At 33.3% G+C, this 22,682-nt stretch carries 20 protein-coding genes and 3 tRNA genes; 18 read left to right on the forward strand and 5 right to left on the reverse strand.

Annotated elements, in window-relative coordinates; translation table 11 throughout:
- Positions 1-38 precede the first annotated feature (38 nt).
- The 15 genes from H9Q20_RS06115 to H9Q20_RS06185 all read left to right on the forward strand — a co-directional run bounded on the left by H9Q20_RS06115 (position 39) and on the right by H9Q20_RS06185 (position 17,779).
- Positions 39-1,262: a site-specific integrase gene (locus H9Q20_RS06115; RefSeq protein ID WP_187478530.1), complete on the forward strand. Its 1,224-nt coding sequence runs from the start codon at positions 39-41 to the stop codon at positions 1,260-1,262.
- Positions 1,263-1,346: 84 nt separating this feature from the next.
- The gene (locus H9Q20_RS06120; protein WP_222933885.1) at positions 1,347-1,868 is read left to right on the forward strand and encodes a hypothetical protein; all 522 of its coding nucleotides are present in this window, start codon (positions 1,347-1,349) and stop codon (positions 1,866-1,868) included.
- The gene (locus H9Q20_RS06125; protein ID WP_187478531.1) at positions 1,861-2,406 is read left to right on the forward strand and encodes a nucleotidyl transferase AbiEii/AbiGii toxin family protein; all 546 of its coding nucleotides are present in this window, start codon (positions 1,861-1,863) and stop codon (positions 2,404-2,406) included. The genes H9Q20_RS06120 and H9Q20_RS06125 overlap by 8 nt, the downstream gene beginning before the upstream one ends.
- 442 nt (positions 2,407-2,848) lie before the next feature.
- Complete coding sequence (locus tag H9Q20_RS06130; protein WP_187478532.1) at positions 2,849-3,127, forward strand: helix-turn-helix domain-containing protein; 279 nt, start codon at positions 2,849-2,851, stop codon at positions 3,125-3,127.
- A 61-nt stretch (positions 3,128-3,188) separates the two neighbouring features.
- Positions 3,189-4,427 carry a primase-helicase family protein gene (locus H9Q20_RS06135; RefSeq protein WP_187478533.1) on the forward strand — a complete coding sequence of 413 codons (1,239 nt, stop codon included), beginning with the start codon at positions 3,189-3,191 and terminating at the stop codon, positions 4,425-4,427.
- Positions 4,428-4,649: 222 nt separating this feature from the next.
- Positions 4,650-5,603 (forward strand): toprim domain-containing protein, encoded by a 954-nt coding sequence (locus tag H9Q20_RS06140; RefSeq protein ID WP_187478534.1) that lies wholly within the window; start codon positions 4,650-4,652, stop codon positions 5,601-5,603.
- A 256-nt stretch (positions 5,604-5,859) separates the two neighbouring features.
- Positions 5,860-7,002 (forward strand): hypothetical protein, encoded by a 1,143-nt coding sequence (locus tag H9Q20_RS06145; RefSeq protein WP_187478535.1) that lies wholly within the window; start codon positions 5,860-5,862, stop codon positions 7,000-7,002.
- 172 nt (positions 7,003-7,174) lie between these two features.
- Positions 7,175-7,762, forward strand: a complete 588-nt coding sequence (locus H9Q20_RS06150; protein WP_187478536.1) for a restriction endonuclease subunit S — start codon at positions 7,175-7,177, stop codon at positions 7,760-7,762.
- Entirely contained in the window at positions 7,762-9,279 is a 1,518-nt protein-coding gene (locus H9Q20_RS06155) for a type I restriction-modification system subunit M (protein ID WP_187478537.1), read from the forward strand. The genes H9Q20_RS06150 and H9Q20_RS06155 overlap by 1 nt, the downstream gene beginning before the upstream one ends.
- Before the next feature lie 120 nt (positions 9,280-9,399).
- The gene (locus tag H9Q20_RS06160; RefSeq protein WP_187478538.1) at positions 9,400-10,848 is read left to right on the forward strand and encodes an RNA-binding domain-containing protein; all 1,449 of its coding nucleotides are present in this window, start codon (positions 9,400-9,402) and stop codon (positions 10,846-10,848) included.
- A gap of 245 nt (positions 10,849-11,093) precedes the next feature.
- Positions 11,094-12,341, forward strand: a complete 1,248-nt coding sequence (locus H9Q20_RS06165) for a restriction endonuclease subunit S (RefSeq protein WP_187478539.1) — start codon at positions 11,094-11,096, stop codon at positions 12,339-12,341.
- A 25-nt stretch (positions 12,342-12,366) separates the two neighbouring features.
- Positions 12,367-13,041: a DUF3800 domain-containing protein gene (locus tag H9Q20_RS06170; protein WP_187478540.1), complete on the forward strand. Its 675-nt coding sequence runs from the start codon at positions 12,367-12,369 to the stop codon at positions 13,039-13,041.
- A gap of 2 nt (positions 13,042-13,043) precedes the next feature.
- The gene (locus H9Q20_RS06175; protein ID WP_187478541.1) at positions 13,044-13,580 is read left to right on the forward strand and encodes a hypothetical protein; all 537 of its coding nucleotides are present in this window, start codon (positions 13,044-13,046) and stop codon (positions 13,578-13,580) included.
- 334 nt (positions 13,581-13,914) lie between these two features.
- Entirely contained in the window at positions 13,915-17,067 is a 3,153-nt protein-coding gene (locus H9Q20_RS06180) for a type I restriction endonuclease subunit R (RefSeq protein WP_187478542.1), read from the forward strand.
- 4 nt (positions 17,068-17,071) lie between these two features.
- The gene (locus H9Q20_RS06185; protein ID WP_187478543.1) at positions 17,072-17,779 is read left to right on the forward strand and encodes a M48 family metallopeptidase; all 708 of its coding nucleotides are present in this window, start codon (positions 17,072-17,074) and stop codon (positions 17,777-17,779) included.
- Positions 17,780-17,857: 78 nt separating this feature from the next.
- On the opposite strand, the gene H9Q20_RS06190 is transcribed toward H9Q20_RS06185, so the two are convergent.
- The 3 genes from H9Q20_RS06190 to H9Q20_RS06200 all read right to left on the reverse strand — a co-directional run bounded on the left by H9Q20_RS06190 (position 17,858) and on the right by H9Q20_RS06200 (position 18,145).
- Positions 17,858-17,941 (reverse strand) — tRNA-Leu (locus H9Q20_RS06190).
- A 12-nt stretch (positions 17,942-17,953) separates the two neighbouring features.
- Positions 17,954-18,026, reverse strand: a tRNA-Gly gene (locus tag H9Q20_RS06195).
- Positions 18,027-18,063: 37 nt separating this feature from the next.
- Positions 18,064-18,145, reverse strand: a tRNA-Leu gene (locus tag H9Q20_RS06200).
- A gap of 164 nt (positions 18,146-18,309) precedes the next feature.
- Between H9Q20_RS06200 and H9Q20_RS06205 the strand changes: the two genes are divergently transcribed.
- Genes H9Q20_RS06205 through H9Q20_RS06215 form a run of 3 tightly spaced genes read left to right on the forward strand, consistent with a single transcriptional unit; the run spans position 18,310 to position 20,287 of the window.
- Positions 18,310-18,696, forward strand: coding sequence for a DUF3127 domain-containing protein (locus H9Q20_RS06205; RefSeq protein ID WP_124641905.1), 387 nt, complete (start codon positions 18,310-18,312; stop codon positions 18,694-18,696).
- A gap of 56 nt (positions 18,697-18,752) precedes the next feature.
- Positions 18,753-19,400, forward strand: coding sequence for a leucyl/phenylalanyl-tRNA--protein transferase (gene aat, locus H9Q20_RS06210; protein WP_187478544.1), 648 nt, complete (start codon positions 18,753-18,755; stop codon positions 19,398-19,400).
- Positions 19,400-20,287, forward strand: coding sequence for a DMT family transporter (locus H9Q20_RS06215; protein ID WP_124641314.1), 888 nt, complete (start codon positions 19,400-19,402; stop codon positions 20,285-20,287). Before aat ends, H9Q20_RS06215 begins: the two co-directional genes overlap by 1 nt.
- 86 nt (positions 20,288-20,373) lie before the next feature.
- On the opposite strand, the gene H9Q20_RS06220 is transcribed toward H9Q20_RS06215, so the two are convergent.
- The gene (locus H9Q20_RS06220) at positions 20,374-20,820 is read right to left on the reverse strand and encodes a GatB/YqeY domain-containing protein (protein WP_124641316.1); all 447 of its coding nucleotides are present in this window, start codon (positions 20,818-20,820) and stop codon (positions 20,374-20,376) included.
- A gap of 1 nt (position 20,821) precedes the next feature.
- Positions 20,822-22,672, reverse strand: a complete 1,851-nt coding sequence (gene ftsZ, locus H9Q20_RS06225) for a cell division protein FtsZ (RefSeq protein ID WP_124641318.1) — start codon at positions 22,670-22,672, stop codon at positions 20,822-20,824.
- Between the last annotated feature and the right edge of the window lie 10 nt (positions 22,673-22,682).

Raw genomic sequence — 22,682 nt, forward strand, 5'->3', positions numbered from 1 at the left:
GCCACCCTTTACTATTTTTTATTAAATTAAATTTCACAATGAAGATAGTTTTTGAATTAAGAAAAGAAAAAATAGCTCAAAATGGTTTAATTCCAATTCAACTCGTTCTAAGACACGATGGAAAAAGAATCAGAAAAAACACTGGATTTTCTGTTTTAGAAAGCCATTGGAATGGACATAGAGTTAAACCCAACCTTAAAAAAGAACCTAACAACAATTATGAAATAACAAATAATGAGTTACAATTAATTGAAGAAAAAGTAAACAAGTTATTTCTTTTTTTAAAGGGTAATGATATTCCTTTTTCAGTCGAAAAATTCAATGAAATATTTGAAAAAAAAGAAGAACCTTCGGATAATAAATTTGATTTCTTTTCTTGCTTTAAAGAATACATTGAAAAAGGAAAACTAACAAAAACACCAAATACAATAAAGGGACAAATGACTGTAAAAAATTATTTGGACTACTTTTGTAAAGAAAATGGATATTCGATTTCATTTGAAAATATTGACGATGCTTTTTTTGAACATTTGAGAGACTATTCTTACGAAACCAAAAAAATGAAACAAAATTATTTTGCTAAAGTAATTAAGGTTTTAAAGTCATTTTTAAATTGGGCAACTGAAAAAGGATATAACACGAATCGAGAGTTTGAAAAATTCAGAGCAGCTGAACACGACATTGATATTGTTTATCTATCATTTGATGAGCTTATGAAACTTTATGAAAAAGACTTTGATAATGATAGACTATCCCATGTCCGAGACTTCTATTGTATGGGTTGTTTTACAGGATTAAGATTTTCCGATTTGTCGAAATTACACTTAGCAAATATTTCTGAAGATCATATTGTACTTTCTATTCAGAAAACGAAAACCCAAAACCACGCCATTAAACTCAATAAATATGCAAAAGCTATTTTGGAAAAATACAAAGGGACAATCTATGAACCGTTACCTATAATTTCATCACAAAAATTCAACGAATACATCAAGGAATGTTGTGAATTGGCAGAAATCACACAATCATTTACCATTCATTGGTTTGTTGGGAATAAGAAAAAATCTTTAACACAACCAAAATGTAAATTCATTACAAGCCACACCGCAAGAAAAACATTCATAACCAATTCTCTACTTTTAGGAATGGAACCGAAAGCCATTAAAAAAATTGCAAACATCAAAAAAGATGCAGTTTTGGACAAATATATGAAAGTAACAGAGGCTTTTACAGACGAACAAATGGATAAAGCCTGGGGATAAAGTTATTGCATATTGCAATATGCAATAACGCTAATTTGTAATTCAAAATTTTTTATTAATATTGCATATCGCAATATGCAATATATGAAAAATTCAAAACAAAATATGAAACCACAGGACATCGTTTTGTTACTAAAAATTATTAGCCTCGATAATGATTCGTGGAATCAATCTTCCGTTGCGGCAGACTTAGGAATAAGCCAAGCTGAAATAAGCGAATCGGTTGCAAGGTCAAAAAACTCAGGCTTATTAGACCCAAAAGGAAAAGTAGTAATGAAGTATGCTCTTGCCGAGTTTCTACAATATGGGATAAGATATGCTTTTCCTCAGAAGCCAGGAGCAATGGTCAGAGGAATTCCAACCGCTCATAGTGCTTTACCGCTCAATAATGAAATTCAAAGTAATGAAAAGTATGTTTGGGCTTATGCAAAAGGAAATACAAGAGGTCAAAGTATAGAACCACTTTATCCATCGGTTCCAGAAGCAGTATTGAAAGATGAAAAACTATATGAATTACTTGCAATCACAGATGCTATTCGTGTTGGGCGAACAAGAGAAAAAGAATTAGCAGTAGAATACCTAAAAAAATATTTAAAAATTGTATAATAAGGCTATAAATATAGGAGTTGTTGCGGAAGTAGCGGAAGGTTTACAACAATATAGGGAGCAAGTAGTGTTCGTCGGTGGAGCTGTTATCAGTCTTTATACAGATGACCCAGCAGCTGACGAAATACGTCCCACGAAAGACATTGATTTTACAATTAATATCGTTAATGTAGGAGAATTTCACAAAACAATCGAGGAATTGGGAAAATTAGGTTTTCATCCAGACCCTTATGGAACATCTATTTGCAGTTACACATACAAAAAATATCCAGTAGATATAATTCCTGCCGAAGACAACGCCTTTGGTTCAACCAATCGCTGGTATAAAATAGGTTTTGAAGACTTATGGAAAGTGAAAGCAAAAAATCAGGAAATTTACATCTTATCAGCACCTTGTTTTCTTGCAACAAAGTTTGAAGCATTCAATAGTAGGGGAAAAGATTACAGAACCAGCCATGATATTGAGGACATTATCTACATCATTGATAACAGAATCAGCATTGTAGATGAAATAGCAAAGTGCAATGAGAGAATTTAAGAATTTATTAAATCTGAATTGCAAAAAATCATTGATAAAGGTCTTTTAGAAGAACTCTTGCAAACACATATACACCCATTGATTATTGATGAAAGGATTGAAATTGTAAAAGAAAAAATCAACAGCATTATGAATGCCTGAAAATATTGACGATGGATAGTTCTTGTATTTTAATCAAAAAACAACACTCTTTATTTTTGAATCAAGTAAAAAAACGTTAAACTTTGTTAAAGTAGAAGTATTTTAGTTAAAATTTGTTAAAACATAAGATTTATTGAAAAGGCTAATCTGGATTAATTTAGATTAATCTAGATTGCAAAAAAATTACTTTGGACGAATTTGGATTAAATTAGACCATTTAGAACGCTTTGCAACTATTTGATTTTCAACAATTAAGTTGATAATATTGCATTTGAATTTAAAATAATTAAAATCCAATCAAATGTCAGTACAACTTTATTCCCACACCAAAGCAGATTTGGAAAAAGCGGTTGAAATTATTCTAAAAAAAGCAACCGACTTCACATTACCCGTTAAAAAAGCAGAAGAACAACCCGAAGATTTAATTTCTCAAATCGAAGCCACAAAATTTCTGCACATTTCTGTTCCGACCATTATTGACTGGCGGAAAAATAAGAATCTGCCTCATTACAATTTTAATGGGCGATACTACTATTCTAAAAAGGAACTTTTGGAATACGGAAAAAACCGAAGAATGTAACCTCTGTTCGAGCATTACAATTTCTATTGTTTAACAATTTCGTATTAAAATCATTCTTAAAATGAACAAAAAAATTCCCTATTTACGAGTAGGCACAACATACTACAAAACCATAGAAAAACCATTAATTTCAGGTGATAAAATTTCCATTTTGTTTCGATGGAATCGGGAAACCATTATCAGCGACTGTGGAAAAAATTATCTTTCACAAATTCCAAAATACGATGGCTTTTGTTGTATTCCAAGTCATCTGAATTATGAAAAAATAATCGAAGGGTTTTACAATATGTACAATGAAATCCCACATCAACCAATTGAAGAAAGCTTAAATTCCGATGCACTAAAAGTAAAAATTAAGTTTTCTCTGAATTTTATGGAACATATTTTCGGCGAACAATTGGAGTTAGGATTAGATTACATAAAAATATTACTTGAGAAACCCACACAAATGCTTCCGATTCTATGTTTGGTAAGCAAGGAGCGTTCTACAGGAAAATCCACTTTTATCAAATGGCTAAAATCCATTTTCGGGTTGAATATGACTTACATTAAAGGAGATTCCTTTAACAGTCAATTTAATTCAGATTGGGCCTCAATGCTCATTGTAGCTATTGATGAGGTGTTTTTCGACAAAAAAGAGATTACTGAGCGCCTTAAGTACCTTTCCACAACAGATAAAGATAAGAAAGAAGCGAAAGGAAAAGATCGTGAGGAAGTTGAATTTTTTGGAAAATTCATTCTTTGTTCCAACAATGAAGACAATTTTATTCAGATTGATGAAGAAGAAATTCGGTTCTGGATTATCAAAGTTAAATCTATAAAAACAGAGAATACTGAATTCCTTCAAAACCTAATTAAAGAAATTCCCTATTTCCTTCGCTATCTGATTCAAAGATCGTTCTGTAGCCAGAAACAAACCCGAATGTGGTTTACTGATTCTGAGATAAGAACAAAGGCGTTACAAAAATTGGTTTGGAAAAACAATAACAAACTTGAATCAAAAATTATTGAGCTCTTGTATGAGTTTTTTGAGAGTACCGAAGAAAATGAAATCCAAGTCATTCCGCAGGATATTTTCAATATGCTCGGAAGAATGTTCAGAAACCATTATTGGACTGTAAACGACATCCGAAAGCTTCTAAAAGAAACATGGAAACTTGAACCACAAAATAATTCTTTGGCATACATCAAATACGACATTGATTATTCAGGAAGTTTTTATCAAAATAATAAAACTGGACGCTATTTCACAATTAAAAAAGATTTCATTCTTCAAAAATTTGATAAAATGATGAATTAATTGATAATGAAAACAAAATCAATGGTTTATATCTCATCAAAACTCTCATCAAAATATAAAACCTTGATTTTTGATGAGAAACTGATGAGCAAAAAATTTGAAGTTTGATGAGATGATGAGTCTTTGATGAGAATGTAATCTTTTAAAATACAGCAACATATACGGCTGTCTCATCAATTCATCAAAATATTTGCGAAAATTAAACCCTAACATTTTTCATCTATGAACTGCAAACAATTCAACTCTGTAAAGTTGGAAGAAATCCTTGTTTCACTCGGACACCATCCAACAAAACAAAATGAAAAAGAAGCTTGGTTTCTCAATCCTTTTTACACAGAAACACAAGCCTCTTTTAAAATTAATAAAAATCTGAATTATTGGTATTTACACTCCGAAGGAATTGGCGGAAACAATGTCGATTTTATGAAAAAATATCTAAACGAATCAGTAAAAGAAGTTTTAGAATGGGCAGAAAAGCAAAATTTTTCTTCTTTTCAACAGCAGAATGTTATTCATTCAATAAATTCAAAACCAAATTATCAAATCACCGAAATCAAAAAACTCCAAAACGAACATCTTAAAAGCTATCTTCATCAAAGAGGACTTTCAAAAGTAGTATATCCGTTAGTTAAAGAAATTCATTTTACCATTGGAGAAAAGAAACTCTACGCTATAGGTTTTGAAAATTTTTCTGGAGGTTGGGAACTTAGAAATTCATTTTACAAAGGTTCATTACAGAAGAAAGATATTTCAATTGTAAATCTCAATAATGAAAATCAAAATGAAACAGGGAAAAGAATTGTCGTTTTTGAAGGATTTATGGATGCTTTGTCTTTTGTGGAGATGAAACCATTCTTCATTGGCGATTTGTTGGTAATGAATTCTATTTCATTGTTGAATAAAACCAAAGAATATTTAAAAATTTATTCCGAAATCCATTTGTTTTTAGACAATGATAAAGCAGGAGAAACTTGTAAAAATTCAATTCTGAAATCTTTTCCCGAAGCCAAAGATCATTCCGAAATTTATACTCTTCATAAAGATTTGAATGATTACTTACTTTCCAAAAACAAAACAAAAATCGAAAAACAACAGCAGCAAGAACAGAAATTTAAACAGGAACAACAGGAATCTGAAATCAATCAAGCTAATCCAATTTACAAAAGAAAACGATGATAATGTGGACACTTATTTTTCACCAACTATATGCAAGAGTTAGGAGCTCATTCGCAACTTTGAAGGTCGATGCTCTCCCAACAAAGTTTCTACTTCGCTCTGCGAGGCTTTAACCTGAGTAAAATAAATACAGGTGCCTTTTTTCAGAAATTACAAAAATAATAAATCGTCATTTTATAGCCTGGTTAAAAAAGAATCAAGATGTAAAGTAACTGAGTAAAAAAGATACAGGTAGAATTTTTATCTAATTTAAAAAATGAAGACATCAATTAACTTCAAAGCCGTAAAATCTGATTCTGAAATTCATAATTTCAGAAAAAAATCATTTGACTATATCCGCAAAGATTTAACTCCAAAAAATGAGTATTGGATGGAACAAAAAATTGCAGACCGTATCCAAAAAATAGAATCCTACTGCAAAGAAAAATCAGGCAGAAAATTACAGAAAAATGCAATGCCTATTCGGGAAGCTGTAGTGGTCATTAAAGAAAATACCACAATGCAGGATTTACACAACTTATCGAAAAGATTGGAAGAAGAACTTAAAATCCGAATTTTTCAGATTGCCATTCATAAAGATGAAGGTCATTATGATAAAGACACCAACGAATGGAAACCTAATTACCACGCTCATTTAGTTGCAGATTGGCAAGATTTGGAAACTGGAAAAACGCTGAAACATCAATCTTTTCATTACTCAAAAATGCAAGATTTAGCAGCAGAATGTTTAGAAATGGAAAGAGGCGTTTCAGGTTCGTTAACAAGATTAGAGGCGGTAGAATTTAAAATCAAGAAAAAAGAAGAAGACTTGAAAATTTTGGAAGAACGATACAGCCAATTGCAACAAGAATTGGAATCTAAAAAAGCGGAAGATTTAATTGTAAAAGAATCCGATTTTCTAGGTTTTCAGAAAATAAAAATGGGTAAAACCATTGAGAACTACAAAAAGGCAATCAAAACGAATAATATTCAACTTCTCAAAAACAAAACAGAACTGGAATCCAAAGAAAAACAAATTGTAGAATTAAAAACCAACATTGAAAGTCTTAAAAAAGAGGTTTCCTTCTTCAAAAGCAAAAACTCCGCTCTATTAACCAATGAAACTGTTTTTGCTGTTGAAAAGAAAAAATACTTGGATTCGGTAGAAAACACACTTAAAAAAGGGATTCTACAGGAAAGTATAAAAATTCCGAATCTGCAAAATCTAAATGATGCTGAACGAAAAGATAAAATGATTGAGCTATTGGAAAAAACATCAAAGGAAAATAACATTCCTTTTTCTGCTTTTGAAGAGGTTTTTAAGGATTCAAATAAAACAGCTTCCTTTTTGAATTTGTTGGGCGGTAGAAAAAATCATGAGCAACTTGAAGAAAAACAAATTGTGAAATTTCGCCGTTAAGTATTAAAGGACTATCATCATTTTTATTGCTCTATATTCCCCGTAAATTTATTTCACTGATAATCAGAAAATTAAAAAGCGTTTTCGTATTTAGTACAAAATTTACTGTGATTCTTTATTGTTTATTAAAAGATATATTTTACATTTGTACAGTAATAGTACAAAAAATATTATGCAAAAAATTTACAAAATAAATGATGTCGCTAAAATCCGTTCTGGTATGGTAGTTACCAAAACCACCAACAGAAACGAAGAAAAGTTAACCAATACCTTTGTAAGATTATTGACAACTTCCGATTTTGATGACGATGGAATCCTGCAAAAGAAAATTCAACCTAATGCAATATACAAACCTATCTTTGAAAAGAACTATTTAAAAGCTGGTGAAATTCTCTTCAATGCTAAAGGAAGAAGGTTTTTTGCCATGGAATTCAAAGAAGAATTTCCACATTGTATTGCTGGTTCTACTTTCTTGGTTTTAACCATTACTTCAAATGAGGTTCTTCCTAATTATTTACTTTGGTATCTTAATCATGAAGAGACTTTAAAAGTATTTAATGCTAAAATTTACACCCAAACTTTACCCTCTATTTCCATAAAAGAGTTAGCAGATTTAGAAATCGCAATTCCCGATTTAGAAACCCAAAATAACATAGTACATTTAGACCAATTAAAAAATAAAAAACTAAAAATCAGAAAACAATTAATAGAATTAGAAAACCAATACATCAATACTTTAACCTATAAAAAAATAAAATAATGAGCCATAAAATCACTCAAAAAGACGTAAACAACATTGTTTGGAAAGCGTGTGATACTTTCCGTGGAATTATAGACCCTTCGCAATACAAAGACTACATTCTTACCATGCTTTTCTTAAAATATGTAACTGATGTTTACAACGAGAAAAAAGCAGAATACGAAGAAAAATACGCAGGAAACCAAGACCGTGTGCAGCGTGCGCTTGAACGTGAGCGTTTTGTAGTACCAGAAGTTTCTAGTTTCGACTATTTATATGACAATAGAAACAGTCCAAAAATTGGCGAAATGATTAATCACGCTTTAGCAGAACTAGAAGAAGCCAACCGTGAAAAATTAGGTGGACATGATGGTTCTAATATTTTTAGAAATATAGATTTCAATTCTTCTAATTTAGGCGATGCCAAAGACAAAAGCACCCGATTAAAAAACTTACTAAATGATTTCAAATCTTTAGACCTTTCTCAATCTCATTTAGAAAATAATGATGTAATTGGTGGAGCTTACGAATTTCTCATTGCCAATTTTGCTTCGGATTCTGGTAAAAAAGCAGGAGAATTCTTCACGCCAGCCGAAGTTTCTACACTTTTAGCAAAACTCACCAAATCTGCTCCAGGTTCTAGAATATATGACCCAACTTGTGGCTCTGGCTCTTTGCTGATAAAAGCAGGTAGAGAAGTGGGTAACAATAATTTTTCACTTTTTGGACAAGAAGCTAACGGTAGCACTTGGGCTTTATCTGTAATGAATATGTATTTGCATGGCTACGACAATGCTATTATTAGATGGGGAGATACTTTGCGAAACCCAAAACACAAAGAAGGAGATAAACTGATGCTGTTTGACACGGTAGTTGCCAATCCTCCATTTTCTTTAGACAAATGGGGAGCCGAAGAATTAGAAAACGACAGCTACAACCGTTTTTGGAGAGGAATGCCCCCAAAATCCAAAGGAGATTGGGCGTTTATTTCTCACATGATAGAATCATTAAATGCTCACGGAAAAGCAGGCGTAGTAGTTCCGCATGGTGTTTTGTTTCGTGGTGCTGCAGAAGGTAGAATACGCACCGAAATCTTAAACGAAGATATTTTGGAAGCCGTAATTGGCTTACCATCAAACCTATTTTTCGGAACAGGAATTCCTGCGGCGATTATTATCTTTAATAGGGAGAAAAAGAACAAAGAAAAAGTATTGTTTATAGACGCTAGCAAAGATTTTGTAGCAGGTAAAAACCAAAATTCTTTAGGCGAAAACCACATCAACCATATTGTAGAAGTATTTACTGATTTTCATGACAACCAGAAAGATGCAGGAATTGTAGAAGACAAATTTGCCTACATTGCTACGCTAGAAGAGATTAAGGAAAACGATTACAACTTGAATATCCCAAGATATGTAGATACTTACGAAGAAGAAGCCGAAATAGACCTTACAGAAGTACAGCAAAAAATTGAGCAACTGCAAAGCGAATTGGCAGAAGTACAAAAACAAATGGACGAATATCTAAAATTGTTTTAAAATTAAAAACTCTATGTACACAAAACGAAAATTCATGTACAGAGCAAACAAACAATGTAAACAAAAACGCAATTTTGTGTACTTTTAAAAATTAACTCAAAAAATTAAACCTTTTTACAAATGAATGAGACGGATTTAAAAAAGCTTCTTGAAGAATTAGTGCAACAACCTCAAGAATCTGAGTGGATAGAGTTTAAGCATAATTTTCATTCTCCAGAAGAAATTGGCGAGCGAATTTCTGCATTGTCAAATAGTGCTTGCATCCTAAATAAAGAATTTGGTTATTTAGTTTTCGGTATAGAAAATAATACTCACAAAATTTTAGGCACTACTTTCAAGGCAAAATCCCACAAAGCAAAGGGAAATGAAGAGCTTGAAATGTGGTTGGCTACAAGGCTTAATCCTCGAATTGATTTTCAGATTTATGAGTTTGATTACGATAATAAACATATTTCTTTTTTTGTAATACCTGCCGCCAAAACACAACCTGTAGAGTTTTTACATCAAGCGTACATAAGAGTAGGCAGTTTTACTAAAAAATTAAATGAGTTTGCTGATAAACAAGCAAAAATTTGGAGAAATACTGGCAAACCATACGAGTTAGAAATTGCACAAGACGGATTAAGCATTTCAGATGTTATTAAATTATTAAGCACGGAAACCTATTTCGATCTTTTAAAAATTCCTTATCCATCAGACCAAAAAGGCGTAATTGAAAAGTTGATGGGTGACAATATAATTGTTAAAATTCACTCGAAGTATGCTATTACTAATTTAGGAGCTTTATTATTTGCGAAAGAATTAAAAGATTTCGAATCTGTTGAGCGAAAGTCTGTAAGAGTTATTGTTTACAAAGGAACCAATAAAGTAGAAACCGAAAGAGAGCAAATAGGCGCTAAAGGATATGCACTCGGTTTTGAAGGTTTGGTAACTTGGATTAATGGACAATTGCCTGCCAATGAAGAAATTGGAAAAGCACTTAGAACCGAATCCAGAATGTATCCAGAAATAGCCATTCGTGAATTAGTCGGAAACTTATTAATCCATCAAGATCTTAATAGCAAAGGCTTTCCAATGATTGAAATATTTAAAGACCGTATCGAATTTACAAACCCAGGAGAACCCATTGTAAATCCAGACCGTTTTATTGATGCGTATAATTCTAGAAACGATAAATTAGCAGACTTAATGCGAAGAATGGGTTTCTGCGAAGAAAAAGGCTCTGGTATGGATAAAGTTTTTTTCTACAACGAATTGTATCAATTGCCACCTATTAGCGTATTGGTGGTAGAACACAAAACACGCGTAACTATTTATTCCTACAAAGCTCTAAATGATTTGGACAAGAAAGAAAAAATAAGAGCTTGTTATCAGCACGCTTGTTTAAAATACGTTTCTAACGACAAAATGACCAATCAATCTTTGCGTGATCGTTTCAAAATAGAAGATCAAAATGCAGCTATTGCATCCCGAATCATTAAAGATGCTTTAGAAGAAGGCGTGGTAAAACTAGAAGACCCTGAAAGCAAATCACGGAAGTATGCCAAATACATACCTTATTGGGCATAATCTTATTTGATGGTTATTTGATAAATAGCGATTACAAAAACATAAATCACTGATAATGAACCGTTTTTTATTTGATGCTTATTTGATTTTTCTGCTGGTTCTGATGGATTCTTATTTGATGACTAATTGATGAAAAGACACATCAAAAATATAAACACCTGAAAACTAAATATATTTTATTTGATGCTTATTTGATAAACACTCAACTATTCTAATTTTTAGAAAAGTTCAAAACCTAAAAAACAATGAAACAAAACACTACATACAAACAAACAGAACTCGGCCTTATCCCAGAAGATTGGGAAGTGAAGAAATTTGAAGATTTTGCAGACAAAAGTATCAAATGGGCAATCACAGGAGGACCATTTGGCTCTGATTTAAAATCTTCTGATTACACCCATGCTGGAGTTAGAATAATTCAATTACAAAATATTGGCGACGGTAAATTTCTTGATGATTACAAAATTTATACTTCAGTAGAAAAAGCAAATCAATTATTAAGCTGTAATATATATCCAGGTGAAATTATCCTATCCAAAATGGGCGACCCTGTCGCAAGAGCTTGTTTTATACCTGAAATAGAAGAAAGATTTGTAATGGCATCCGACGGAATTAGATTAGTAGTAAATGAAAAAAATTACAATAAAAAATTTGTTCATGATTATATAAATTCAATTTATTTTAGAAAATCAGCAATTGAAGTAAGCACGGGGAGCACTAGGCAGAGGATAGGTTTACCGATTTTAAAAAATATTAAAATTTTAACTCCCCCACTTCCCGAGCAAAAGAAAATAGCAGATTGCCTTTCTACTTGGGATGTTGCCATAGAAAAACAAAGCGCATTAATAAACGCACTTACCCAACGTAAAAAAGCCCTTATGCAACAGCTTCTTACTGGCAAAAAACGCTTGCCTGGGTTTTCTGGGGAATGGAAAGAAGTGAAGTTGGGGGAGGTGATAAAAACATTCTCTGGAGGTACTCCAAAATCTACAGTAAAAGAATATTATATAGGCGATATTCCATTTATAAAATCAGGAGAAATAAATTCAATACAGACAGAACAATTTATTAATGAAGAAGCAATTAAAAATTCCTCTGCAAAAAAAGTGATTAAAGGAGACTTATTATATGCGTTGTATGGAGCAACTTCTGGTACTGTTGGTATTTCAAATTTAGATGGAGCTATTAATCAAGCGGTTTTGTGTATTAGAACAAATGAAAATAAATTTTATTTATTTTATTTGTTAGACCATTTAAAGCAAAATGTTATTAATAGTTTCCTTCAAGGAGGTCAAGGGAATTTATCTTCAAAAATTATTAATGAATTAAATGTCAAACTCCCTTCCCTTTCCGAGCAAACCGCCATTGCAGAAATATTAGCCACCGCAGATAGAGAACTCGCCCTGCAAAAAGAAAAACTTGCCCAACTGCAAACCCAAAAAAAAGGACTGATGCAGGTTCTACTTACTGGGAAGAAGAGATTGATTAATTAAAAATAACAACAAAACACAAAATAGTATGGATAGCAAAAAAACATATAACTTATATTGTGATGAAAGCACACATTTACAGAATGACCAAATGCCGTTTATGTTAATTTCATATATAAAGTGTGCTTATCCTCAAATAAGACAGCACAGAGAACATTTTAAATTTCTTAAATCCAAACATAAATTTAAGGGAGAAATGAAATGGGCAAAAATCTCAAAATCTAATGCCGAATTTTACAATGATGTAATAGATTATTTTTTCGCTACAGATTTAAGTTTCAGAGCAATTATTGTAGATAAATCACAGATTGACGAGTCTCGAGAAAATTTCACTTATAATGATTTCTATTTTAGAATGTACTACCAATTAGTTGCTCAAAAAATGAGTTCAAAACACGCATATAATTTATACTTAGACATAAAGGACAATAGAAGCCAAAGTAAACTGCATAAACTAAACGAAATACTAAACACACATTTCAATATTAAAAACATCCAGTTTATTAAGTCCTATGAAAGTATTTTCATGCAATTAACAGATGTATTAATGGGTGCTGTAAACTATCACATTCGTGGTTTAAATAAAGTTACTGCAAAAAATAGAATTATAGAAAAAATCCAATCTAATGCACAGATAGATTTAAAAAAGCAGACTTTAAAAAATGAAGAAAAGTTTAACTTATTTTATATTGATTTGAAATAATTATGGCATTTAATTTAGCAAAAAAATATCCTGAATTATTAGAAATAATGCACTACAATGAGTTTGAACGAAAAAAATCATTAAGAGCAATTTTTGATAGAAATATTACAGATAATGATTCTTTCAAATTTAATGATAAGCAAATCCGTCCTACAAAAAAAGACGGAGAAATAGATTTAAGTACCGTTTTTCATCATTTAACTACCGAAGAAGTAGAAGAAATGGAAAATGGTAAAAAAGTAACACATCGTTATTTTGAAAAAGATAGATCTATGCGTTTGCATTGGATAAAACCTCATGTAGATTTAAAAATAAAAGATCATATAGAGTGCTTTTCTGTTCGGGAAAGAGATGAAAGAAAAAGAAAAGATGTGTTGAGAACTTATGTCTATAATATTTCCCAAAAATATGTAGTGGTTTTAGAGCCTCAAAACTCCAATTTAGATTATTATCTATTAACAGCCTATTATCTAAATAGAGATTATGGAGATAAGATGATGAAAAAGAAATTAAAAAAGAAACTAGATGTTCTCTATTAAAAACCGCAAGGCTCGGTACATATCTTGATGTATCGAGCCTCGAAACTCCTTCTTCCTACAATCGGAAAGATGAGCACTGCAAAGTTATAAAAATTATACAAATAGCGTAATTTAAAATGTTAAATTTTTAGAAAAAGTATATTTTGTAAGAAAAATAGTAAAATATACTCCATATTAGTCTACTGAAATTCAAGATTCTAATTTGGTTCTATAAGAAAAGATTATTAAAAAAATTATTAGAGATCTTATTAGAGAATTTATTAGAGGTTGTTTTTTATGTGATTTATTATCAATTATTTAGCTCTAATAACTAATAAAATAAAATGAACAAAAAATGAGCCATTTCAACGAAGACAATACCGCACAAATCCCCGCCCTTAAATTGCTCATCAATTTAGGCTACCAATACCTTACGCCTTCCGAAGCATTGCAAATGCGTGAAGACAGAGAAAGCAATGTTTTACTTACTTCTATTTTGAGGGAACAGCTAAAGAAAATAAATACCATAAAAATTGGCTCTAAACAAGCAGACTTTTCCGATGCTAATATAGAACGTGCCATTCATTCGCTGAAAGACATTCCTTTAGCCGAAGGTTTGGTAAATGCAAGTAACTGTGCGTATAACCTTTTGCGTTTTGGCAATGCTTTGGAACAATCTATTGATGGCGACAAAAAAAGCCATACGATTCAATACATTGATTGGGAAAAACCCGAAAATAATGTATTTCACATTACCGAAGAATTTTCCGTAATGCGTACTGGTAGAAAAGACACGTATCGCCCGGATTTGGTTTTGTTTATCAACGGAATTCCTTTGGCAATTATAGAATCTAAAAGCCCAACCATAAAAACACCACTCAAAGAAGCAATTTCGCAACATATTCGCAACCAAATGGAAGATGGCATACAAAATTTGTATGTCTATAGTCAGATTTTAGGTGCAATATCACTTATCGAAGCCAAATATGCTACCACCAATACCAAAGAAGAATTTTGGGCCGTTTGGAAAGAGAAAGACCAAAATTTCATTGACCAATTGCCAGAAATTATAAATGTCGATTTAACGAAAGAAACGGAAAGTAAAATTTTTTTTCAAAACGATTTTCGAGGAAATTTCGATTTTTTAAATTACAAAGAAAAATACGAAGTAGAAATTACCCCTACTTTACAAGATGTAATGCTGTATGGCTTATTTAGCAAAGAGCGTTTTTTAGAAATCATCAAAGATTTTATTTTGTTTGAGGGCGGCATTGTAAAAAAAGTAGCCCGCTTTCAACAGTATTTCTCCATCAATAAAATCATTAATAGAATAAAACCCATACGAAACGGAAAACGTTTAGGCGGTGTAATTTGGCACACACAAGGAAGCGGTAAATCTTTAACTATGGCTATGTTAGCTAGAAAAGTAAAAGATACTGTGAAAAATCCACAAATTATTTTAGTAACCGACAGAGTAGATTTGGACAGGCAAATAACCACAACGCTTCAAAAAGTAGAAATAGAGGTAATAAATGCCACATCTGGTAAACAATTAATACAATTATTAAAAGGAAATGGCGATTTTGTAACGACTAGCATTATCAATAAATTTCAGGCAGCGGTAAACGAATTGGCAAACAATCCGCTAGAAAGTCCCAATATTTTTGTTTTAATAGACGAAGCACACCGCACACAATATGGTGTTTTCAATGTAAATATGGAAAGAGTGTTACCTAATGCTTGTTTTATTGTATTTACAGGAACTCCACTTATGAAATCTCAAAAAAGTACAGCCCAAAAATTTGGTGGAATTATTGATACTTATACCATCAATGAAGCCGTTGCCGACAAAGCAATTGTTCCTATTTTATACGAAGGCAGATTTGCGGTACAAGATGTGAATCAAAATGCTTTGGATAGAGGTTTTGATATCGTTGCAGAAGATTTAACCGAGTACAATAAGACAGAACTAAAAAAGAAAATGAACAATGCTGGTTTGATAAGTAAAACCGACCAAAATATTTATCAAACTGCTATGGATATAAGTCGCCATTTTGCTGGCAATTGGGGAAAAGACAACACAGGCGTTCATTCTGGCTTTAGAGGAATGGTGGTTTGTCCAGATAAATTAACCGCTGTAAAATACAAGAAAGCTTTTGATTTAATTGGCAAAGTTTCTACAGAAGTGGTTATGTCCTCACCAGACCCTCGTGAAGGAAATAATGATGTTCATAGCAGTGAAGCGAGTGAAGTGGTACAATATTACAATTTATTAAAAACAAAATACGGAAATGATATTGACAAATCTATTATTCAGCAATATGAAAATGGAGAAAGTATAGAATTACTCATTGTTATTGATAAACTATTAACAGGTTTTGATGTGCCACAAACCATCGTGATGTATTTGTGTAGAAAATTAAGAGAGCACTCATTATTACAAGCAATTGCAAGGGTAAATAGAGTTTATGCGGGTAAAGATTACGGTTTTATTATAGATTATGCTGGAATTATGCACGAACTAGAAGAAGCTATGGAAACCTATACTACAGACGAAGACCAAACAGAATTGATGGATTTGCAAAATACTTTAACCGATATATCACAAGAAATTGCAAAACTTCCACAAACGTATTCCGACTTAATAAATCTTTTTAAAACTTTAAAAAATAAAAATAATATTGATGAATACATCAATTATTTATCAGATATCGCATTGAGAGAAGAGTTTTATGCAAAATTTAATCTATTTGCAAAAATTCTTAAAATGGCACTTTCTACGGTAACTTTTTATGATAATACGCCTACAGAAAGAATTGATTTATACAAAAATGATTTAAAGAAATTTGCAGGAATTAGAGTTGCTGTGAACAATATATATGTGGACAATGTAAGTTTTGCACAGTACGAAAAACAACTTCAGAAATTACTAGACCAACACGTAATTACAGAAGAAATCATCAGACTTACCGAGCAAATAGATATACTGGACACCGAAACATTCAACGAAGAATTAGAAAAAGTAGTTGGCAACAGAGCAAAAGCAGAAAAAATAGCTTCGGCAACCTCAAAGTATATCAACGAAAAAAGAGATACCGACCCTGTTTTGTTCAAAAAACTATCCGAACTCATTAAGCAAACCATTGCAGATATGAGAGCTGATAGACTTTCGGATTTAGAAGCTTTACAAAAACTAAAGGACATCAGAAATGAAGCTATCGGCACAAAAGCGAGTGATGTTCCTGAAACTCTGAACCATAAAAAAAGAAACATTCCTATATTCAGATTTTTGCAAAATGAACAAGTAGAAAAATCCGAAGAAAGCACCTTGTTTTTAGATGAATTAATTGCTCAAAATGAAATTGTTGATTGGCACAAAAACACCGATATCCTCAATAGAATAGAACTTGATTTTGGAGATTATTTGATGGATATCCAAGGATTTACTCTAGAAAAAGCAGATGAAATTACAAAAAAATGTATTGAAATTGCAATTGCAAATAAATAGGAATATGCTACATTTTATAGAATTTGGTTCAAAGAAAATAGAGTTTATCATAAAATACTCTACTAGAAAAACACTCGGAATTAAGGTTTCACCAGACAAAACTGTCCAAGTCTCTGTGCCTTTAGAAACCAACATGGAAGAAATAGAAAAATGGGTTTACAAAAAAACAAGATGGATTTTCAAGCAACAAAATTATTTTGATACGCTTGATTTATATGATACTAATTATGAAATGAAATCTGGTTATAGTGTATTTTATTTAGGAAGACAATATAAAATTAATATAAAAATCTCTAAAAAAGAAGAAGTTTCTTATTTAGGAAATCAATTCCTAATTTTGGTAAAAAAGAAAGAAAACGCTTCTGTAATTTTTGAAAAATGGTGGAAAGAACGTGCGATACTTAAGATTTCAGAAATAGCACTTCCCATGATGAAAAGATTTGAAAAAAATCATCACATCCCTTCTAAAATTAATTTTCAAGAAATGCCGACACGCTGGGGAAGCTGCACCGTGAAAAATAAATTAATTTTCAACCCTAGATTAATTCACGTTCCGAAACGCTGCATAGAATATGTTATCATGCACGAGCTTTGCCATCTAATTCACAAACATCATAATAAAGATTTTTTTGAATTACTAACACTAAAAATGCCAGATTGGGAAAAGAGAAAAGAAAAATTGGATAAATACCGACAATCAAAAGAAATATAAAACCACAAATAAGCCACCCTTTTAGCCACCCCTTGAAATAAAAAACGCTGAAAATCAAATGATTAACAGCGTTTTTTGTACCCCAGACGGGACTTGAACCCGTACGTCCTTGCGGACACAGGATTTTAAGTCCTGCGTGTCTACCAATTCCACCACCAGGGCGAGTAGAAATAGAGCGAAAAACGGGATTCGAACCCGCGACCCCAACCTTGGCAAGGTTGTGCTCTACCAGCTGAGCTATTTTCGCAAAAAAGATTTCTAAATAAATTAGAAATCTCTCATTGTGCGGATGAAGGGACTCGAACCCCCACGCCTCACGGCACCAGATCCTAAGTCTGGCGTGGCTACCAATTACACCACATCCGCTAGTATTTAAAGATCTTTTGTTCTGTTTTTGTGAGTGCAAATATAGGGCAATATTTGATAACTGCAAACTTTTTTCAAAAAAAAATATTTTTTTTCATTATTCCCTTTTTGTCTTCGCTTTTAAAATTCTATTTACTACTTTTACACTCTCAATTATTAAGAATATGGAACTACAAGGAACGGTAAAGAAATTAACTGAAATTCAAACATTTGCAAGCGGATTTCAAAAGAGAGAATTGATCTTGCTTACACAAGAGCAATACCCACAACCGATTAGTATTGAATTTTTACAAGATAAAATTAATCTTCTTGATAATGTTGTTGAAGGTGAAAATGTAAAAATCGGAATCAATATTAGAGGTAGAGAATGGACTTCGCCACAAGGAGAAGTTAAATATTTCAACAGCATCACAGGATGGAGATTGGAAAAAGTATTTGACAATGCCGCTGCTCAACCAACCCAGGCTGCGCCTAATACTGCACAAGCTGCAAGTCCAGCAAGTCAGGGGAATCCTTTTACAGAGGATGAAGATGATGATTTGCCTTTCTAATTAAGAACATCAATCAAAATACAGTCCTACTTCTTTGTGAGTAGGATTTTTTAATTATGGTAGAATTGGATCTCAACGAAATTAGCTTTCCGGACCCGGAATTTTATCACCCGCCCAGTGGAATTATCGCTTGTGGAGGGGATCTTTCTGTGGAAAGGCTACTTTTGGCCTATGAAAATGGTATCTTTCCATGGTACAATCCCGGTGAAGAGATCCTTTGGTGGTCTCCAGATCCTCGATTTGTGCTTTTTCCTGATGACTTGAAAATTTCAAAATCCATGAAGAAAATTCTTAAAAATCAAGAATTTTCTTTTACAAACAATCGATGTTTCAGACAAGTTATGGAAGCCTGTATGTCCATCAACAGAAGAGATCAAGACGGGACATGGATTTCCACAGAATTGATCGACAGTTTTGAGAAACTTCACCAATTGGGTTGGGCAGAAAGTATTGAAGTTTGGAAAAACAACGAATTGGTTGGTGGATTTTATGGTGTTGTTATGGGAAATGTCTTTTGTGGGGAAAGCATGTTTGCAAAGGTTAGCAATGCTTCTAAGGCCGGTTTTATACAATTTGTTCAGGAAAACAGAAATCGTTTCAGCTTGATCGATTGTCAGACTCATACCGACCATTTGGAAAGTCTTGGCGCACGAATGATTTCTAAATCACAGTATCTAAAACTTCTTAAAGAACAAAATATATAATGAATTCAGAAAAAGAAAAATGGGTTTTGCTTTTGGTCCTTACACTCATTTGGGGGTCCTCATTTATCCTGATCAAAAAATCATTGATCTATTTCAATCCCTATCAAGTAGGTGCATTAAGGGTTTTGATCGCTTCCGTATTGTTGATGCCCTATGCCATTTTAAACATAAAAAATCTACCTAAAAAACAGTTTAAATGGATTGTTCTTTCGGCTCTGATAGGCAACTTCTTTCCCATGTTTCTCTTTCCCCTTGCCGAAACCCAGATTAGCAGCAGCATTGCAGGAATCATCAACTCTCTAATGCCGATTTTTATCATTGTTCTCACTTTAATTTTTTGGAGAAAAGAAACCACACAACGACAAGTGACTGGGGTGAGCATTAGTTTTGCCGGTGCCGTTCTTTTAACCTTAGGAAGTGGAGAGTTGGGCGAAATAAAATGGCTTCCGATTGGGTTGTTGTTGTTTGCCACTTTGCTTTATGCCATCAATTCGATTACTGTAAAAAAGAAATTAGCACACCTGGAGCCCAAAGCATTATCGGCATTTGTGTTTGGTTTTGCTTTGTTTTTTCCATCGTTGATTGCGCTTGTATTTTCAGGTTTTTTCCAAGAATTCCAATGGAATCAGCAGATGGTGTACGGTTTGGGCTTTGTGTCCATGTTGGCCGTTTTAGGAACCGGATTGGCCATGATGCTCAACTATCGTTTGCTTCATATTTCTAATGCCATTTTTGCCTCTACAGTTACTTTGCTAATGCCAATAGTTGCTGTAGTTTGGGGAGTTTTGGATGGAGAGAGCCTTACACTGCTCCAATCCATAGGAGCTTTGATTATTTTGGCAGGTTTGGTATTTTTAAGATCAAAATCCAATACTCAAAAAAGATAAAAACCGAGAACATAAAATTCTCGGTTCAAAATCAAATTGATATACAAAGTTTGGATATCCTGTTTAGGATCCACAAAGGTGGATTTTTATGAAAGCAGTTTCTTTACCATTTCGGAAATGGCTTTTCCATCGGACTTTCCGGCGAGCGTTTTGGAAGCTTGTCCCATCACTTTCCCCATGTCTTTCATGCTTTCTGCTTGCACATCGGCAATGATTTGCTCAATGGCCAATTTCAGTTCATCTTCTGAAAGCTGAGCCGGTAAAAACTGTTCAATGACTTTCATTTGAGCCAGTTCTACTTCAGCCAAATCGTTTCGATTTTGTGCAGAAAATTGTTCGTACGAGTCTTTTCTTTGCTTGATCATTCTCTGTACAATGGCTATTTCTTGTTCGGGAGATACTTCGACGCCTCTGGCTTCAGTTTTCAACAATAAAATTTGAGATTTAACCGCTCTTAAAGCATCAAGAGCCGTTCTGTCTTTTTCTCTCATCGCCGTTTTTATGGCATCGCTGATGGTATTTTCTAAACTCATCTTAATCTACATCTTTATTTAAAAAACGATTTTCTCTCACTTGGATTTTTCCTCTTTCGTCCTCGGACATAAAAGAATTAACTTGCTGTTCGGAAGGAGTTATACCTTCTATCACAATATTTTTTCTCTTGAATGCAGGAACGGTTTCGAAATGATTTTCGTTTTCTGAGGACTGATATCTCGAATTGAATTCTTTCAGTTTATTTCTTCTTTCTTGAATTTTTTGATCCTGTTTTGCCGTTTTGTCGATGAATGTAAATTCTCCATAAGTTTGAACTTCTGGTGCTTTTTCTTCGATTTTTGGTTCTTCTTGCACTTCAGCCGCTGCCGTTGGGATCGCCTCAGAGGGACGGGTTTCTACAACAACGCTTTCTTCAGTTCTCAATTTAAATTCAGGGGCGGTTTCAAATTTTGGTTCTGTAGATTCAAAATTAAATTCGACCTTGTTGTCCTCTCTTGTTCTGAAAGCAGGGATATCATCTATTGAAGAATTGGTTTGGCTCTCCGTTTCGAAGCTGAAAGATTCTTTTTCCCAAGGGTCATTTTGGAAATCACCATAAGAAAAGAGATCAACTTCTTTGTCCGACTGATCAAAAGAGTCAAAACTACGATCTGCAGAATCCAATACGATTTCGTCGAGATGAACCTGTTCTACCGCCAATTGTTGTTCGCTAGCCGAATTGTAAAAAGAAGGTGTTGGACTGTTGCTTGGGCTGTCGTCTTCCAATCTAAATACATTTTTTGTATTCGTCGTGTCTGATGAACCTGCATTGTCGAATCTCTCCTCTCTTGATTTGAACGGAGACTCTCTTCTTTCCGTCGCATCGTTCAAGGTATATTTTATTTTTTCTGTTGGTCCGGCAACAATTTTATCGTCTTTGGAAAATCCGGTTGCAATAACCAATACAGAAATGGCATCGCCCAATTCTTCGTCAGATCCCACCCCAAAGATGATGTCGGCGGTATTTCCTGCCTCTCTCTGGATGTGGTCGTTGATGATACCGATTTCGTCCATGGTAGCCTCTTCGTTTCCGCTACGGATAAGGAGAAGTACATTTTTGGCACCGGTAATCTTGTTGTCGTTCAACAGTGGAGAGTCTAGCGCTTTTCTCACCGCTTCTTCAGCTTTGTTTTCGCCGGTTGCCGTACCGGTTGACATCAATGCCGTACCGGAATTTTGAAGAACCGATTTGGCATCTCTAAAGTCAATATTAACATCGAAATAACCGGTGATTACCTCGGCCATACCTTTTGCAGCGTTGGTCAACACTTCATCGGCCTTGGAGAAACCTTGTTTGAATCCCAAGTTACCGAATTGTTGTCTCAGTTTATCGTTGTTGATGACGATTAGGGAATCGACAGAATTTCTTAGTTTTTCCAAACCGTTTTCGGCTTGATCCAATCTTCTTTTTCCTTCAAAACTAAACGGAATGGTTACGATACCCACGGTAAGGATGCCCATTTCTTTTGCAATTTTTGCAATTACTGGAGCTGCTCCTGTTCCGGTACCACCACCCATTCCAGCGGTAATGAAGACCATTTTGGTATTTTGTCCCAAAACGGATTTTATTTCTTCCATACTTTCTATGGCCGCTTTTTCTCCGATATCCGGATCGGCACCGGCGCCTAGTCCTTCGGTAATGGAAATACCGAGCTGTACTTTGTTGCTTACAGGGTTGTTGTCTAGAGTTTGTGCATCGGTGTTACAGATTACGAAATCGACTCCGTAGATTCCTTTTTCGTACATGTGTTTCAGGGCGTTGTTACCACCACCGCCTACGCCGATCACTTTTATTATGGATGAATTTCCTTTGTTCATGTCAAAAGTAAATCCTGTAGTATTTCCGTCCATAAGGTTATAT

Source organism: Amniculibacterium sp. G2-70 (genome assembly GCF_014353055.1).
GTDB classification, from domain to species: Bacteria; Bacteroidota; Bacteroidia; order Flavobacteriales; family Weeksellaceae; genus Amniculibacterium; species Amniculibacterium aquaticum.

Coding starts and splice junctions, on each gene's coding strand:
- H9Q20_RS06135 (WP_187478533.1), top strand. CDS start 3,189: ATGAACAAAAAAATTCCCTATTTACGAGTAGGCACAACATACTACAAA.
- H9Q20_RS06160 (WP_187478538.1), top strand. CDS start 9,400: ATGAATGAGACGGATTTAAAAAAGCTTCTTGAAGAATTAGTGCAACAA.
- H9Q20_RS06185 (WP_187478543.1), top strand. CDS start 17,072: ATGCTACATTTTATAGAATTTGGTTCAAAGAAAATAGAGTTTATCATA.
- H9Q20_RS06175 (WP_187478541.1), top strand. CDS start 13,044: ATGGCATTTAATTTAGCAAAAAAATATCCTGAATTATTAGAAATAATG.
- H9Q20_RS06140 (WP_187478534.1), top strand. CDS start 4,650: ATGAACTGCAAACAATTCAACTCTGTAAAGTTGGAAGAAATCCTTGTT.
- H9Q20_RS06145 (WP_187478535.1), top strand. CDS start 5,860: ATGAAGACATCAATTAACTTCAAAGCCGTAAAATCTGATTCTGAAATT.
- H9Q20_RS06120 (WP_222933885.1), top strand. CDS start 1,347: ATGAAAAATTCAAAACAAAATATGAAACCACAGGACATCGTTTTGTTA.
- H9Q20_RS06115 (WP_187478530.1), top strand. CDS start 39: ATGAAGATAGTTTTTGAATTAAGAAAAGAAAAAATAGCTCAAAATGGT.
- ftsZ (WP_124641318.1), bottom strand. CDS start 22,672: ATGGACGGAAATACTACAGGATTTACTTTTGACATGAACAAAGGAAAT.
- H9Q20_RS06155 (WP_187478537.1), top strand. CDS start 7,762: ATGAGCCATAAAATCACTCAAAAAGACGTAAACAACATTGTTTGGAAA.
- H9Q20_RS06130 (WP_187478532.1), top strand. CDS start 2,849: ATGTCAGTACAACTTTATTCCCACACCAAAGCAGATTTGGAAAAAGCG.
- H9Q20_RS06215 (WP_124641314.1), top strand. CDS start 19,400: ATGAATTCAGAAAAAGAAAAATGGGTTTTGCTTTTGGTCCTTACACTC.
- H9Q20_RS06180 (WP_187478542.1), top strand. CDS start 13,915: ATGAGCCATTTCAACGAAGACAATACCGCACAAATCCCCGCCCTTAAA.
- H9Q20_RS06165 (WP_187478539.1), top strand. CDS start 11,094: ATGAAACAAAACACTACATACAAACAAACAGAACTCGGCCTTATCCCA.
- H9Q20_RS06170 (WP_187478540.1), top strand. CDS start 12,367: ATGGATAGCAAAAAAACATATAACTTATATTGTGATGAAAGCACACAT.
- aat (WP_187478544.1), top strand. CDS start 18,753: ATGGTAGAATTGGATCTCAACGAAATTAGCTTTCCGGACCCGGAATTT.
- H9Q20_RS06150 (WP_187478536.1), top strand. CDS start 7,175: ATGCAAAAAATTTACAAAATAAATGATGTCGCTAAAATCCGTTCTGGT.
- H9Q20_RS06205 (WP_124641905.1), top strand. CDS start 18,310: ATGGAACTACAAGGAACGGTAAAGAAATTAACTGAAATTCAAACATTT.
- H9Q20_RS06220 (WP_124641316.1), bottom strand. CDS start 20,820: ATGAGTTTAGAAAATACCATCAGCGATGCCATAAAAACGGCGATGAGA.